The 13,150-nt window shown below is 62.0% G+C and carries 15 protein-coding genes; 8 read left to right on the top strand and 7 right to left on the bottom strand.

Going from position 1 to position 13,150, the window contains the following annotated elements; translation table 11 throughout:
• Positions 1–9: 9 nt before the first annotated feature.
• On the bottom strand, positions 10–255 hold the full coding sequence (locus tag CO670_RS08040; protein WP_097589764.1) for a DUF2798 domain-containing protein: 246 nt from the start codon (positions 253–255) through the stop codon (positions 10–12).
• A 257-nt stretch (positions 256–512) separates the two neighbouring features.
• Between CO670_RS08040 and CO670_RS08035 the strand changes: the two genes are divergently transcribed.
• The 3 genes from CO670_RS08035 (at position 513) to CO670_RS08025 (ending at position 2,175) form a co-directional block, all read left to right on the top strand.
• Positions 513–920 (top strand): organic hydroperoxide resistance protein, encoded by a 408-nt coding sequence (locus tag CO670_RS08035; RefSeq protein WP_097589763.1) that lies wholly within the window; start codon positions 513–515, stop codon positions 918–920.
• A gap of 90 nt (positions 921–1,010) precedes the next feature.
• Positions 1,011–1,451 carry a DUF6130 family protein gene (locus CO670_RS08030; RefSeq protein ID WP_097589762.1) on the top strand — a complete coding sequence of 147 codons (441 nt, stop codon included), beginning with the start codon at positions 1,011–1,013 and terminating at the stop codon, positions 1,449–1,451.
• Between the two features lie 82 nt (positions 1,452–1,533).
• The gene (locus CO670_RS08025; RefSeq protein WP_097589761.1) at positions 1,534–2,175 is read left to right on the top strand and encodes a LysE family translocator; all 642 of its coding nucleotides are present in this window, start codon (positions 1,534–1,536) and stop codon (positions 2,173–2,175) included.
• Position 2,176: 1 nt separating this feature from the next.
• On the opposite strand, the gene CO670_RS08020 is transcribed toward CO670_RS08025, so the two are convergent.
• Complete coding sequence (locus tag CO670_RS08020) at positions 2,177–2,608, bottom strand: hypothetical protein (protein ID WP_097589760.1); 432 nt, start codon at positions 2,606–2,608, stop codon at positions 2,177–2,179.
• Between the two features lie 227 nt (positions 2,609–2,835).
• Between CO670_RS08020 and CO670_RS08015 the strand changes: the two genes are divergently transcribed.
• The 4 genes from CO670_RS08015 (at position 2,836) to ppa (ending at position 8,288) form a co-directional block, all read left to right on the top strand.
• On the top strand, positions 2,836–4,923 hold the full coding sequence (locus CO670_RS08015; protein WP_097589930.1) for a M3 family metallopeptidase: 2,088 nt from the start codon (positions 2,836–2,838) through the stop codon (positions 4,921–4,923).
• A 157-nt stretch (positions 4,924–5,080) separates the two neighbouring features.
• Positions 5,081–6,901 (top strand): translational GTPase TypA, encoded by a 1,821-nt coding sequence (gene typA, locus CO670_RS08010; protein WP_097589759.1) that lies wholly within the window; start codon positions 5,081–5,083, stop codon positions 6,899–6,901.
• A 195-nt stretch (positions 6,902–7,096) separates the two neighbouring features.
• Complete coding sequence (locus tag CO670_RS08005; RefSeq protein WP_088677555.1) at positions 7,097–7,603, top strand: GNAT family N-acetyltransferase; 507 nt, start codon at positions 7,097–7,099, stop codon at positions 7,601–7,603.
• A 148-nt stretch (positions 7,604–7,751) separates the two neighbouring features.
• Positions 7,752–8,288: an inorganic diphosphatase gene (gene ppa, locus CO670_RS08000; RefSeq protein WP_097589758.1), complete on the top strand. Its 537-nt coding sequence runs from the start codon at positions 7,752–7,754 to the stop codon at positions 8,286–8,288.
• On the opposite strand, the gene CO670_RS07995 is transcribed toward ppa, so the two are convergent.
• Together CO670_RS07995 and CO670_RS07990 are read right to left on the bottom strand one after the other, a co-directional pair.
• Positions 8,289–8,606: a DUF167 domain-containing protein gene (locus tag CO670_RS07995; protein WP_097589757.1), complete on the bottom strand. Its 318-nt coding sequence runs from the start codon at positions 8,604–8,606 to the stop codon at positions 8,289–8,291.
• Positions 8,603–8,893, bottom strand: coding sequence for a YggT family protein (locus CO670_RS07990; protein WP_088677558.1), 291 nt, complete (start codon positions 8,891–8,893; stop codon positions 8,603–8,605). Before CO670_RS07990 ends, CO670_RS07995 begins: the two co-directional genes overlap by 4 nt.
• A 139-nt stretch (positions 8,894–9,032) precedes the next feature.
• Here CO670_RS07990 and CO670_RS07985 point away from each other — a divergent pair, with 139 nt between their 5' ends.
• The gene (locus tag CO670_RS07985) at positions 9,033–10,274 is read left to right on the top strand and encodes an MFS transporter (protein ID WP_097589756.1); all 1,242 of its coding nucleotides are present in this window, start codon (positions 9,033–9,035) and stop codon (positions 10,272–10,274) included.
• A gap of 25 nt (positions 10,275–10,299) precedes the next feature.
• Here CO670_RS07985 and CO670_RS07980 read toward each other — a convergent pair whose 3' ends face one another.
• Genes CO670_RS07980 through CO670_RS07970 form a run of 3 tightly spaced genes read right to left on the bottom strand, consistent with a single transcriptional unit; the run spans position 10,300 to position 13,149 of the window.
• Positions 10,300–11,055, bottom strand: a complete 756-nt coding sequence (locus CO670_RS07980; protein WP_176538894.1) for a glutamine amidotransferase — start codon at positions 11,053–11,055, stop codon at positions 10,300–10,302.
• Positions 11,042–11,527 carry a TerB family tellurite resistance protein gene (locus tag CO670_RS07975; RefSeq protein WP_088677561.1) on the bottom strand — a complete coding sequence of 162 codons (486 nt, stop codon included), beginning with the start codon at positions 11,525–11,527 and terminating at the stop codon, positions 11,042–11,044. Before CO670_RS07975 ends, CO670_RS07980 begins: the two co-directional genes overlap by 14 nt.
• 17 nt (positions 11,528–11,544) lie before the next feature.
• Positions 11,545–13,149, bottom strand: a complete 1,605-nt coding sequence (locus CO670_RS07970; RefSeq protein WP_097589754.1) for a heme biosynthesis protein HemY — start codon at positions 13,147–13,149, stop codon at positions 11,545–11,547.
• Position 13,150 lies beyond the last annotated feature (1 nt).

Here is a 13,150-nt window from a genome sequence, read left to right as displayed (position 1 = left end):
CGGCCATTGTCATATAGATGGTTCCTCTTGCGCGTCACGGATGACGCGATCGATCTGCGCCTGAAGGCGAGGACCGATCAGCAGGATGGCGGGGATGACGATGAGATAGGCGATGCTCCACGAGCGGAGCCATGTCAGGACGAACCCCTTCGAGAAGCTCAGATTAAACGCGAGCAGCGTGAAAGAGATCAGCCCTGTCGTCACGACGCCCATCGACAGAGCGAAGACGATCTTGCGTTTGAAATGCGTGTTCATGTCGGTCTCCCAGACGGATGTGAAAAGCGGGATCGCCACAGCGGTCGCGATTTCGGTTGGTGCCATGAAGATCGCGCCGCTTCGGCGCCGGCGGTAGCGAGAGAAAACGAGAGGCTCACTCTCGCTTCTGCTCGCTACCGGATCGGTCTTGCGAAGCTCATCTTCCCGTCATCGCAGTCCAAGACCCCATCGATCCTGGGCGGTGCGAGTCAGCCGCCGCTATCTCGCCGGCTGAAATCCAACAAGGAGATATGTGAATGCCGACAGTCATCTATACAGGCAAAACCAGTACCACCGGCGGGCGTGACGGCGCGTCTCGCAGTTCCGACGGGCGCCTCGACGTGAAATTGTCCCCGCCCGGTTCCTCGGGTACAGGCACTAATCCCGAGCAGCTCTTCGCTGCCGGCTGGTCCGCCTGTTTCCTCGGCGCGATCGGAAGAGCGGCCGCGGAGCGCCAGCTTCGCGTGCCCGCCGACGCTGCCATCAATGCCGAGATCGACCTGGTCTCGAATGACGACGGCTATGTGCTGCAGGCACGGCTGAACGCAACGCTGCCGGGCATCGAGGCGGATCTCGCCAGGTCCTTGGTCGAGCGTGCCCACCAGCTCTGCCCCTATTCCAAGGCCACCCGCGGCAATATCGCCGTCGAACTCAACGTCGCTTGATCGGTCTCCGATCGGCCTTCCAACCCGATATCGCGCCGGCGCCGGAGGAAATGCCGGCCAGGACCGGCGCGACGACCAGAGGATTCTGTCATGAGCATAATCGCAAAACCGCTCGCAACGGCAGCTTTACTGCTTGCTGCGGTCACACCCGTCCACGCGCAAACGGCGACGCAGTTCCTTCCCATCAAGAATGAGCCCGCACCCAAACTCGTCGTGGATCAGCCCCTTGCGGGACCGCTCGCGAGCCGAGCGGTGGCCATCATTCCCTATCGAACCGAGAATTTCCGCATCCTGCCGATCTTCGGCGCGAGCGCCAGCGACGTCTCGCCGAGGGCCGGTCACCTACATGTCAGTATTGACGACCTGCCCTGGCGGTGGGCCGATGCGGGCGGCACCGGCGCTATCGTCCTCACCGCCCTGCCGCCAGGCGAGCACAAGGTGCTCATCGAAATGGCAACGCCGGAACATGAAGTGCTGGGCGGAAAGGTCGTGACGTTTACCGTACCGGCAATCGATAGCGCGCACCACTAAAGCACGTCGGGAAGCCGCCGCCATGCCCTTGACGGATGCCGGGGATGACATACTCTGCCGCAATCATCCTCGGAGCATTTCCATGACGCAGTCCCTGCTCTTCGGCGCCTTCCTGGCGGCGCTCTTCTATGTGCTCATCCCCGGACCGGCCTTCCTGCAGCTTCTCGGCATCGGCGCCGGGCAGGGGCGCAAGGCCGGCGCTCTCTTCATGATGGGGCATCTCGTGGGGGACATCATCTGGTCGTCGCTGGCGCTGATCGCGATCGTCGGGGCGAAGACGATCGGAACCTTCGTCTTCGATCTGCTCGGCCTGGCCTGCGGCTTCTATCTCGCCTGGATCGGGTGGAGCGCCGTCAATGCCAAGCCGAAAGCGGATGGGCAGGCGCTCGTCATGGTCGAGCGGCCGTTTCGCCGCGGCCTGATTTTCGGCGTCACCAATCCGAAGGGTTATCCGGTCGCTCTCGCCACCTTCACCGCGCTGGTCGCAGGCTCTGCCGGCGCGCTCGATTTCGAGGCGCTGCCAGTGCTTCTCGCCGTGTCCTTCCTAGGTTTCGTCACCGCCGACATCATCCTGATCGGCATCATCGGCGCCGGGGCGGTGCGCCGCTTCTATCGCGCCCATGAGCGGTTGATCGTGCGCACATCCGGCGTGCTCTTCATGGGTTTTGCCGTCCAGGCGCTATGGCATGCGACGCCGGGCCTGCTCGGCTGGCGAAAGGCTTAATTCAGCCATCCAGGAAATTGACGATCGATTTCAGCGTCTGAACTTCATCCGGATCGCCGATCGACATGGCGATCTGCAGCTGGTTTCGGTAGTAATCGAGGAAATTGAAGCTCGTGCCGTCGGTGACGCTGGAGAGATCGATGAGATTGCCGAGCGGATCGATCGCGTGCATCGGCAGCGGTTCGGAAATCGCGGCATAGGTGTTCTGGTCGATCAGGCCGCTGTCGAAGCCTTGGCGCGCGTAATTGCGCAGTTCACCGGGGCTGACCGCGGTGAAATCGGGGCCCTCGTCGACGTCGTCTTCAATCTGGAACGAGGCCGGCGCCGGAGCTCTGGTCTCGATTTGAATATCCGTGGTCTTCGAATTTTTTGCGTTATTAGGATTGTTTTTAAAAAGCAAACTCTGAGAAGACCGCACAGAAAAAATTTCCATGGCGCATGTCCCCTGAACAAGAAGATCACCGGGAAACTAGCGCTTGCCCGTGATTCGCGTCAATCGTTAACAAATGGTTAATTTCCGGGCGTCAAATTTTGTCCACCACATTTATCTGATGTCCACCGCTTTTGCCGGTGAGGCAAAAGGCCCCGCCGGCGACATACCAATTCTGCGGTCGCTCTCCTATATTGACGATCCATTCGCATGCCAAAAAGGATTCTCCGATGCCTTCTCCACATGATTTCAATCCGGCGCTGGTCAACTGGGACGGCCTTCACGGCCTGCCGCGTTTCGACGCCTTGAACGACGGCGATTTTGCCGCTGCCTTCGAGGCCGCGCTTGCCGAGCATGAAAGGGAGATCGACGAGATCGCCGGACACGGCGATGCGCCGACATTCGAGAATACGATCGTCGCGCTCGAGATCGCCGGCGATGCGCTGTCGCGCGTCTCGTCGCTGTTCTGGAACAGGGCGGGAGCCCATACCAACGACGTGATCCAGGCGCTGGAGCGGGAGATCTCGCCGAAAATGTCGCGCCATTATTCGAAGATCGGGATGAACGCAGCGCTGTTTGCCCGTATCGATGCGCTCTGGGAGAACCGCGAGAACCTTGGGCTGACGCTCGAACAGACGCGCGTGCTGGAACGCCATTGGAAAGGTTTCGTCAAGTCGGGCGCCAAGCTTGAGAAGGCCGAGCAGGAGCAGCTTGCCGCGATCAACGAGAAGCTCGCCGGTCTCGGCACGCAGTTCGGTCAGAACGTGCTGGCCGACGAGAAGGCTTGGGCGCTCGTGCTCTCCGCAGGCGCCGAGCTCGACGGCCTTCCCGAATTCCTGCGCGATGCGATGGCGGCGGCGGCGCGCGAACGAGGTGAGGAGGGCAAATATGCCGTGACGCTGTCGCGCTCGATCATCGAGCCGTTCCTAACTTTCTCGGAGCGCCGGGACCTGCGCGAACAGGCTTTCAAGGCCTGGGTGGCGCGCGGCGCAAACGGCGGGGAGACGGACAATCGAAGCGTCATCAAGGAGACGCTCGCCCTGCGCCATCAGGTGGCGAAGCTGCTCGGCCACGGGAATTTCGCCGAACTGAAGCTCGACAATACGATGGCCAAAACGGCCGATGCGGTGAACGACCTGTTGAGGGCTGTATGGGCGCGAGCGGTGAATCGCGCCAGCGAAGAAGAGATCGACATCGCGGCGCTGATCGCCGAAGAGGGGCGGAACCATGAGGTGATGCCCTGGGACTGGCGCCACTACGCCGAAAAGATCCGGGCGCGGAAGTTCGATTTCTCCGAGGCGGAACTGAAGCCCTATCTGCAGCTCGAGAAGATCATCGACGCCTGCTTCGACGTGGCGGGAAGGCTGTTCGGCATTCGCGCGGTCGAGAAGAAGGGCGTGCCGGCCTATCATCCCGATGTCAGGGTCTTCGAAATCAGGGACCGCGACGACAGGCTGGTCGCCCTGTTCCTCGGCGATTATTTCGCCCGCAGTTCGAAACGATCCGGCGCCTGGATGAGCTCGCTGCAATCGCAGCACCGGCTGGAGCTGAAGAACGGGCGCCATGGCGAATTGCCGATCATCTACAATGTCTGCAATTTCGCCAAGCCCGCCGAAGGCAAGCCGGCGCTGCTGTCGCTCGACGATGCGCGCACGCTGTTCCACGAATTCGGCCATGCGCTGCATGGCATGCTTTCTGATGTCACCTATCCCTCGGTTTCCGGCACCGGCGTCTCGCGCGATTTCGTCGAACTGCCCTCGCAGCTCTACGAACATTGGCTGACGGTGCCCGCCATCCTCAAGGAATATGCCGTCCACTTCGAAACCGGCGAGCCGATGCCTGAGGCCCTGCTCGACAAGGTGCTGGCGGCGCGCACCTTCAATGCCGGCTTCAACACCGTCGAGTTCACCTCGTCGGCATTGGTCGATATGGCGTTTCACACACGCGAGGCCGTCGAAGACCCGATGGCGGTGCAGGCCGAGGTGCTGGCCGAGATCGGCATGCCGAAATCGATCGTCATGCGCCATGCCACGCCGCACTTCCAGCACATCTTCTCCGGCGGCTATTCGGCCGGCTACTATTCCTACATGTGGTCTGAGGTGCTCGATGCCGACGCCTTCGCCGCCTTCGAGGAGACGGGTGACGCCTTCAACGGCGAGATGGCGAAAAAGCTTAGGGAAAACATCTATTCGACCGGCGGCTCGGTCGATCCGGAGGATGCCTACAAGGGTTTCCGCGGCAAGCTGCCGAGCCCGAATGCGATGCTCGTCAAAAAGGGGCTCGCGACCTTCGAGGAATTGACAGGCAGCGACGCTTAAGACAATTTGATGACAAGCTGTGATGCGGCGAGGCGGTGGCCTTGCCGCAGCTTTTGCGCGTTCCCCTCTTTCGCAAACGCAAAAAAAACTGTATGGACGCCCCAAACCAATAGGCGCGTCCTCAAGAGCGTGCGCCGCAGCCTCAGAGATTTCACATATGGCACTTCGCAATATCGCGATCATCGCGCACGTTGACCATGGCAAGACGACCCTGGTGGATGAGCTTCTCAAGCAGTCCGGCTCGTTCCGCGAAAATCAGCGCGTTGCCGAACGCGTGATGGACTCGAACGATCTCGAAAAAGAACGCGGCATCACCATTCTCGCCAAGGCGACTTCGGTCGAGTGGAAGGGTGTCCGCATCAATATCGTCGACACCCCCGGCCACGCCGACTTCGGCGGCGAAGTCGAGCGCATTCTCTCGATGGTGGACGGCGCGATCGTTCTCGTCGACTCCTCCGAAGGCCCGATGCCGCAGACCAAATTCGTCGTCTCCAAGGCGCTGAAGGTTGGCCTTCGCCCGATCGTCGCGATTAACAAGATCGACCGTCCCGATGGCCGCCACGAAGAGGTCATCAACGAAGTCTTCGACCTTTTCGCCAATCTCGACGCGACCGATGAGCAGCTCGACTTCCCGATCCTTTACGGTTCGGGCCGCGACGGCTGGATGAACGTCAATCCGGAAGGTCCGAAGGATGAGGGTCTTGCGCCGCTTCTCGACCTAGTGCTCAAGCATGTTCCGGAGCCGACCGTCGAGGAAGGCCCGTTCCGCATGATCGGCACGATCCTCGAAGCCAACCCCTTCCTCGGCCGTATCATCACCGGCCGTATCGCCTCGGGCTCGATCAAGCCGAACCAGGCCGTCAAGGTTCTCGGCCAGGATGGCAAGCTGATCGAAACCGGCCGAATCTCCAAGATCCTCGCCTTCCGCGGCATCGAGCGCACGGCGATCGACGAAGCGCATGCGGGTGACATCGTCGCGATCGCCGGCCTCTCCAAGGGTACTGTTGCCGATACTTTCTGCGATCCGGCCGTCTCGGAAGCCATGAAGGCGCAGCCGATCGATCCGCCGACGGTCACCATGTCCTTTATCGTCAACGACAGCCCGCTGGCAGGCACCGAAGGCGACAAGGTGACGAGCCGCGTCATCCGCGACCGCCTCTTCAAGGAAGCCGAAGGCAACGTCGCCCTGAAGATCGAAGAAGCCGAAGGCAAGGATTCGTTCTACGTGTCCGGCCGCGGCGAACTTCAGCTCGCCGTTCTCATCGAAACCATGCGTCGCGAAGGCTTCGAGCTTGCCGTATCGCGTCCGCGCGTCGTGATGCATAAGGATGAAAGCGGCCAGCTTCTGGAGCCGATCGAGGAAGTCGTCGTCGACGTGGACGAAGAACATTCCGGTGTCGTCGTGCAGAAGATGTCGGAGCGCAAGGCCGAAATGGTCGAGCTGCGCCCGTCGGGCGGCAATCGTCTTCGCCTGCGTTTCTACGCGCCGACCCGTGGCCTGATCGGCTACCAGTCGGAGCTGCTGACGGATACGCGCGGCACGGCGATCATGAACCGCCTGTTCCACGACTACCAGCCCTACAAGGGTGTGATCGGCGGCCGCGTCAACGGCGTGCTGCTCGCTAACGCTTCCGGCGAAGCCGTCGCCTATGCGATGTTCAACCTGGAGGATCGCGGCCCGATGATCATCGAGCCAGGCGAAAAGGTCTATGCCGGCATGATCATCGGCATCCACTCGCGCGATAACGATCTTGAGGTCAACGTCCTGAAGGGCAAGCAGCTCACCAACATCCGCGCCGCCGGCAAGGATGAAGCGGTGAAGCTGACGCCGCCGATCCGCATGACACTTGATCGCGCGCTGTCCTGGATCCAGGACGACGAGCTGATGGAAGTGACGCCGAAGAATATTCGTCTGCGTAAGATGTATCTCGACGCAAACGATCGTAAGCGTTTCGAAAAGTCCAAAGCGGCTCTCTGAGGGCCTAGAAAAACGCTTTGAAACCCCGGCCTTCGCGCCGGGGTTTTTTTGTGCGCTGCGTCGATTCCGGCTTGTGACAATCGTTAAAAAAGCGTTAAAATTTGACCATCGTCCACATGTTAAGTCTGTGGGCAATCGACCGGAATGCGTCATCGCATATGGTTAATTGTCCCCGGCAGGACCAAAGTAAACGTTATGAAGACGTTGTCGATCGATGTCCGGCGGGCCGAGCCGCATGATGCCCGAGCCATTTCGGAGACCCACAGGCTTGCCTGGCAGCACACTTATGCGGGGATCATTCCGCATCGTGCGCTGACGCAAATGATCGAGCGGCGCGGTGAAAACTGGTGGCGTAAGGCCACCCGCGGTCCCGCGACGCTGCTGGTTCTCGATGTCGCCGGAACGGTCGCCGGCTACGCCACGCTCGGCCTCAACCGCGCCCGGGCGCTGCCGCAGGAAGGCGAAATCTACGAGCTTTATCTCAGACCGGAATATCAGGGCATCGGCCTCGGCAGGATGCTGTTCGGCGAGGCGCGCCGGCTGCTGAAGTCGCTCGGCTGCAACGGTCTGGTCGTCTGGTGCCTCGAGGACAACGAGAATGCCAGCCGGTTTTATCGCAGCCACGGCGGCATGGATTTCTGCGAAGGCATGGAAAATTTCGACCACAAGCAGTTGAAGAAAATCGGCTTCATCTGGAACTGAACCGCTCCCGGGTGGTTCGCTCATCTCCTGCTGGAATTTTGATGTGGCTGCGCGCCGGTGCCATCACGCATTGGTGATGTCAAATGTTGCGTTGCCGCATGAAACTGATTATCTGGCTGCGAGCAATTCAACCTCGCAGGAGTTTCGTATGCGCATCGACGCCGTTTCAATCGGTAACAATCCCCCTGAAGACGTCAACGTTATCGTCGAGGTTCCGGTCGGCGGTCATCCGATCAAGTATGAAATGGATAAGGACGCCGGCACGCTCGTCGTCGACCGCTTCCTCTATACGCCGATGACCTATCCGGGCAATTACGGCTTCGTGCCGCATACGCTGTCCGAAGACGGCGACCCGATCGACGTTCTGATCGCCAGCACCCGTCCGCTGGTTCCTGGCTGCGTCATCAACGTGCGCCCGATCGGCGTCCTGAAGATGGAAGACAATTCCGGCAAGGACGAGAAGATCATCGCCGTACCGTCGCCGAAGCTGACGCTGCGCTACGAGAAGGTGAAGGATTACACCGACCTTCCCGAAATCACGCTGAAGCAGATCGAGCACTTCTTCGAGCACTATAAGGATCTGGAGCCCGGCAAGTGGGTGAAGATCTACGGCTGGGGCAGCGCCCAGGAAGCGGGCGCCCTCATCCTCGAAGCCATCGAGCGTGCGAAGACGACGAAGGGCTGATCATTCAGCCGGAAAAGAGGCCTCGAGCTTTCTTGCCAAATCCTCTGGATCGCCGTCGATCCGGAGGATTTTTTTACGCGCGGTTTCGCCGGAGACGAGGCTGACGGACGATTTGGGAATACGCAGGGAGCCTGCGACGAGAAGGATGAGGGCCTTGTTGGCCTTGCCTTTCTCCGGCACCGCCGTGACGCGCGCCTTCAGAAGCGTTCCGCCTTCGCCATCGGCCTCGATGCCGTCGAGCGAGTCTCGCCCGGCATTCGGCGTCAGCCGAATGGCCAGGCGCAGGTGATCGGCGAACAGCCTCCAGGGAGGACTCAAGAGACCAGCGGGTAAAGCGTGGTCCAAAGGAAGGTGCGCAGGAAGAAAATGATCACCAGCAGGATGATCGGGGAAATGTCGATGCCGCCGAGATTGGGCAGCAGGCGACGGATCGGCTTCAGCGCGGGTTCGGTGACATTATAGAGGAACATGCCGACCGAATTGACGAACTGGTTGCTGGAATTGATGACGTTGAACGCATAGAGCCAGGAGAAAACGGCACTGGCAATCAGTATCCAGGTGTAAATATTCAAAACCAAATCAATGGTTTGAAACAAGGCAAACATCGTCGTCTCCAATTGGTTGTTGACAGACATGTAGACATTGGCGACTAAACGGGCAAGTGCCGTGTCGAAACGCATGGCAGATCATGTTTAACGGGCGGCTTCGCAGTCATTCCGGCGCCCGCTTCCTCGGACAAGGCTCATGTCGTTTTCGCCCACCGGAGACCGTTTTGCCGCGTTCCGGCATTCGTCCTACACCCGCTTCTTCTTTGCCCGCTTTCTGCTCTCCTTCTCGCAGCAGATCGTCAGCGTCGCGGTCGGCTGGCAGATGTACGACCAGACGGGCAAGGCGATCTATCTCGGTCTGATCGGCCTCGTGCAGTTCCTGCCGTCGCTGCTGCTCATCCTTGTCACCGGCTCGGTGGCCGACCGGCACAATCGCCGGGCCATCGCCGCGCTGTGCTCGCTGGTGAGCGCGCTCTGCACGCTGGCGCTGCTCGTCATGACGGCGACGGATACCTTTGCGCCCTGGCCGGTCTTTGCGGTGCTGCTGATCTTCGGCATCGAACGCGCCTTCATGTCGCCGGCGGTGCAGTCTCTCGCGCCCAATCTCGTGCCGGAGCATGCGCTTTCCAACGCGATCGCCTGGAATTCCTCGTCCTGGCAACTGGCGGCGATCACCGGACCGGTGCTCGGCGGTCTGCTCTATGGCATCAGCGCCACGACCGCCTATACGGTGGCGGTGGTCTTTTCCATTCTTGGCGCTGCTCTTCTCTACATGATCCCGAAGCCGGAACAGAAGACGACGGGCGAGGCGAAGAGCTGGGCGATGATCCTCGGCGGCTTCAGTTTCATCCGCGCCGAGAAGGTTGTGTTCGGCGCGATCTCGCTTGATCTTTTCGCCGTGCTGCTTGGCGGCGCCACCGCCCTGATGCCGATATTCGCCCGCGATATCCTGACGCTTGGGCCCTGGGGCCTCGGATTGCTGCGCGCCGCACCCGGGCTCGGCGCCATCGTCATGGCGGTCTTCCTGGCCGCCTATCCGCTGAAGCACCGCGCCGGCCTCTATATGTTCATCGGCGTCGCCCTGTTCGGTGTCGGAACCATCATCTTCGGCGTTTCGACCAACACCGAAGTCTCCATCGCCGCACTCGCCCTGATGGGGGCGGCCGACATGATATCGGTCTATGTGCGTGAGAGCCTGATCGCGCTCTGGACGCCGGATCACCTGCGCGGCCGGGTCAATGCGGTCAACATGGTCTTCGTCGGCGCCTCGAACGAGCTCGGTGAATTCAGGGCAGGCACGATGGCATCGATCTTCGGCGCGGTGCCGGCAGTCGTCATCGGCGGGATCGGAACGCTTGTTGTCGCGGCGATCTGGGCTTCGAGTTTCCCGAAATTACGCCGGATCGATACGCTCGACGCGCCCAGCGCGTCGGCATAGGGCGCAGCTGCCTGTCCGCGGCGATCTATGCGGAAAGCGTGGTCGGCGAGACCGCTTTCGCCGTCTTGCCTTCGAAGACGATATCGAGAAATTCGGTCAGCCAGGCTCTCAGCGGCGCGTCGAACAGCATGCGGCCTTCGAGATGTTCGCGGCCCTGCTGGGCGTTCGGCAGGATGAAGCGGTGCGCGCCGTGCACGACCCAGCGATGCATCATCACCCGGGTGAGTTCGGCATGGAACTGCAAGCCCCAGGCATTGCCGTCGTAGCGGAAGGCCTGGTTCGGATAGGCATCGCCTTCGGCCAGGAGATCGGCGCCGTGCGGCAGCGCGAAGCCTTCGCGATGGAAATGATAGACCATCTTCGGCCAGTGCATCAGCAGCCGGCCTCTCTCCGTCGGCCTCAGCGGATACCAGCCGATCTCCGTCGAGCCGTCGGCATTCGGCTGCACCTTGCCGCCGAGCTGATGGACCAGCATCTGCGCGCCGAGGCAGATGCCGAGATAGGGCCGTTTTTCCCGCAGCGGAATTTGGATCCAGTCGATTTCTTTCTTGATGAAGTCATCGGGATCATTGGCGCTCATCGGCCCGCCGAAGACGACGACGCCGGCATGATCGGCAAGCGTCGCCGGAAGCGGTTCGCCGAGGACCGGGCGTCTTATATCGAGGCGATAGCCCTTTTCGACGAGCAGCTGGCCGACGCGGCCGGGGCTCGACCGCTCCTGATGCAGGACGATGAGGATGGGTCGCCGGTCGCGGTCCGGATTTCGCTCAGTCGCTGTCATCTTGCAGAACCTGGACATCGGTCACCCTGGCGGCGGCCTCCTGCCGCTTCTGGATGCGCTCGCGCGAGGAGACGCCGAGCAGGTCGGCGATCCGCCAGATCACATGGTCTTCCATCTCGCTGCGCTCGCCATCGGCATAGACGATGTCCCAGAGGACGCCGATCAGCTCCAGCCGCTGCTCCGTGTTGAGGTGGCGCTTGAGATCGGAGGTGAAGCGATAATAATCGACCGCGGTGCTTTCGGCCTCCAGGCCGGCGGCCATCAGGGCGTCGAGCTGCTTGCCGTCGAGCGCATATTGCTCCTTCAACAGCTTGCGCAGCCGTTTCTTCTCGCTGGCCTTGATCTGGCCGTCGGCTTCCATGACCTGCATGCAAAGCGCGGCCACCGCGATGCGCGGATCGTCAGGGGCAAAGCCCTTCCTGGCGTGATCGGAGGTCAGATTGTGGAAGAAGGCCTGGAAGCGTTCGAACATGCGGTTGTCGTTCCATTTCAGAAAAGGCGGAGCCGTGTCCTGGATTCCGGTTCCACCCTGGGATCGCGAACGCCCGGATCGTCGGGCAATCCACCGAAGAAGGGCTTGCCCTCGCTCAGTGAAGGCGCCCTATCGCCGGCGGCCGGCTCGGGTTTTGGCTTGGCGGGCGCCGGAGCCGGCCGGACGGCCTCGGCAATGGTTGCCGCGCGTTCGAGCTCGATGATGCGATGGTCGTTGACCGGGCTTTCCGGCTTGACGTCACGCAGCGGCGGCAGCGTCTTCAGCGCGGTTTCGATCGAAGCCGGAGCCGAGCCATCTTCGAGCGGACCTTCGATCTGGCCGAAGGGTGCTTTCCATTCGAAGGCGTCGATGCGACCGGTCACCGGCGATACCGGCAGCCATTTGTCCGATACGAAGCCGTCGGCCACCCAGGCCGGATCGCGCGGGGCTTTCAGCGCCTGGGCGAGCCAGTGGCGCACGCGGCCCTGGTCGCCGGTTTCGGCTTCCTCGATATCGGCCAGCAGCAGGAAGGCGGCTTCGCGCGGCTCCATGCGCGCGGCCGCTTCCGCCTTGGCGCGGGCCTTGGCGAATTCCTGCGCGTCGAGAGCGGCCTGCGCGACGACGAGAAGGGATTCGACATTGTTCGGACGCATTCCTTCCAGCCGCTCGGCCCGCTTCAGCCGGTCGAGGGTGGAGTCGCCGCTGCGCGCCTTGACATAGGTGCGGCCGATCTCGGGATGAGGCGCCGATTTCCAGGCCTGTTCGAGGATCGAGGCGGCCTTGCGCAAGCCGCCTTCGCGGAAGAGAGCCTTGGCGGCGATGAGGGCGGCCGGAATGAAGTCGGCGGCGAGCTTCAGCGCCTGCAGGGCGTCGTCGCGGGCGCCGGCCGGGTTGCCTTCCAGCTTCTCGTCGGCGCGCGCCGTCAGGAGGACGGCATGCAGGCGGTTGGCTTCGGTCTTTTCGACGACGCGGGCGGCCTTCTGCTGTTCGAGCAGGCGGATCGCATCGTCCCAGCGGCCGGCCTGGCTGCGATATTCGAGCGTCGCCTGCGCGGCCCAGGGCAGGTAAGGCGCGTTGTCGGCGGCCTTCTCGGCATATTGGCGGGCGGCCTCGTTGGCGCCGAGGCGGCGGGCTTCCAGATAGAGGCCGCGCAGGCCGAGCTCGCGCGTCTCGGGATCGTTGGCCATGGCCTCGAACTTGGCGCGCGCCTCGTCATGGCGGCCTTCGATGAGCGCAGCCTGGGCCTCCAACAAATTGATCAGCGGCTCCTGGTCGGCGCGGATGAGGCCGCGCGAGCGGGCGGCCATCTTGCGCGCGAGGAGTGCGTTGCCGGCGCCGGCGGCAATCAGGCCGGTCGACAGCGCCTGATAGCCGCGGTCGCGCTTGCGGGCGCGGAAATAGCGGGTCACGGAATGCGGCGAGGTCCAGATCAGGCGAACGAACCACCAGACGATCATCACGGCGGCGATGAGAGCGATGATCGCGCTGACGGCGACGATCAGCTTCGTCTGATAGATCTGGCCTTCCCAGATCAGCGAGATGTCGCCGGGACGATCGGCGAACCAGGAGAAGCCATAGGCGAGAAGCAGCACCAGGACGGCGAAAACGACGAGTCTGATCATG

The sequence above is a fragment of the Rhizobium sp. J15 genome, assembly GCF_002531825.1.
Classification (GTDB): domain Bacteria; phylum Pseudomonadota; class Alphaproteobacteria; order Rhizobiales; family Rhizobiaceae; genus Rhizobium.
Note: the sequence above shows the minus strand (reverse complement) of the source record. Positions and strands in the feature narration are given on the sequence as shown.

Bases quoted from the DNA above. Each gene is read 5' to 3' on its own strand.
- CO670_RS08020 (WP_097589760.1), bottom strand. From the start codon at position 2,608: ATGGAAATTTTTTCTGTGCGGTCTTCTCAGAGTTTGCTTTTTAAAAAC.
- CO670_RS07990 (WP_088677558.1), bottom strand. From the start codon at position 8,893: ATGTTTGCCTTGTTTCAAACCATTGATTTGGTTTTGAATATTTACACC.
- CO670_RS07975 (WP_088677561.1), bottom strand. From the start codon at position 11,527: ATGTTCGAACGCTTCCAGGCCTTCTTCCACAATCTGACCTCCGATCAC.
- CO670_RS07970 (WP_097589754.1), bottom strand. From the start codon at position 13,149: ATGATCAGACTCGTCGTTTTCGCCGTCCTGGTGCTGCTTCTCGCCTAT.
- CO670_RS08015 (WP_097589930.1), top strand. From the start codon at position 2,836: ATGCCTTCTCCACATGATTTCAATCCGGCGCTGGTCAACTGGGACGGC.
- CO670_RS08040 (WP_097589764.1), bottom strand. From the start codon at position 255: ATGAACACGCATTTCAAACGCAAGATCGTCTTCGCTCTGTCGATGGGC.
- typA (WP_097589759.1), top strand. From the start codon at position 5,081: ATGGCACTTCGCAATATCGCGATCATCGCGCACGTTGACCATGGCAAG.
- CO670_RS08035 (WP_097589763.1), top strand. From the start codon at position 513: ATGCCGACAGTCATCTATACAGGCAAAACCAGTACCACCGGCGGGCGT.
- CO670_RS07980 (WP_176538894.1), bottom strand. From the start codon at position 11,055: ATGACAGCGACTGAGCGAAATCCGGACCGCGACCGGCGACCCATCCTC.
- CO670_RS07985 (WP_097589756.1), top strand. From the start codon at position 9,033: ATGTCGTTTTCGCCCACCGGAGACCGTTTTGCCGCGTTCCGGCATTCG.
- ppa (WP_097589758.1), top strand. From the start codon at position 7,752: ATGCGCATCGACGCCGTTTCAATCGGTAACAATCCCCCTGAAGACGTC.
- CO670_RS08030 (WP_097589762.1), top strand. From the start codon at position 1,011: ATGAGCATAATCGCAAAACCGCTCGCAACGGCAGCTTTACTGCTTGCT.
- CO670_RS08005 (WP_088677555.1), top strand. From the start codon at position 7,097: ATGAAGACGTTGTCGATCGATGTCCGGCGGGCCGAGCCGCATGATGCC.
- CO670_RS08025 (WP_097589761.1), top strand. From the start codon at position 1,534: ATGACGCAGTCCCTGCTCTTCGGCGCCTTCCTGGCGGCGCTCTTCTAT.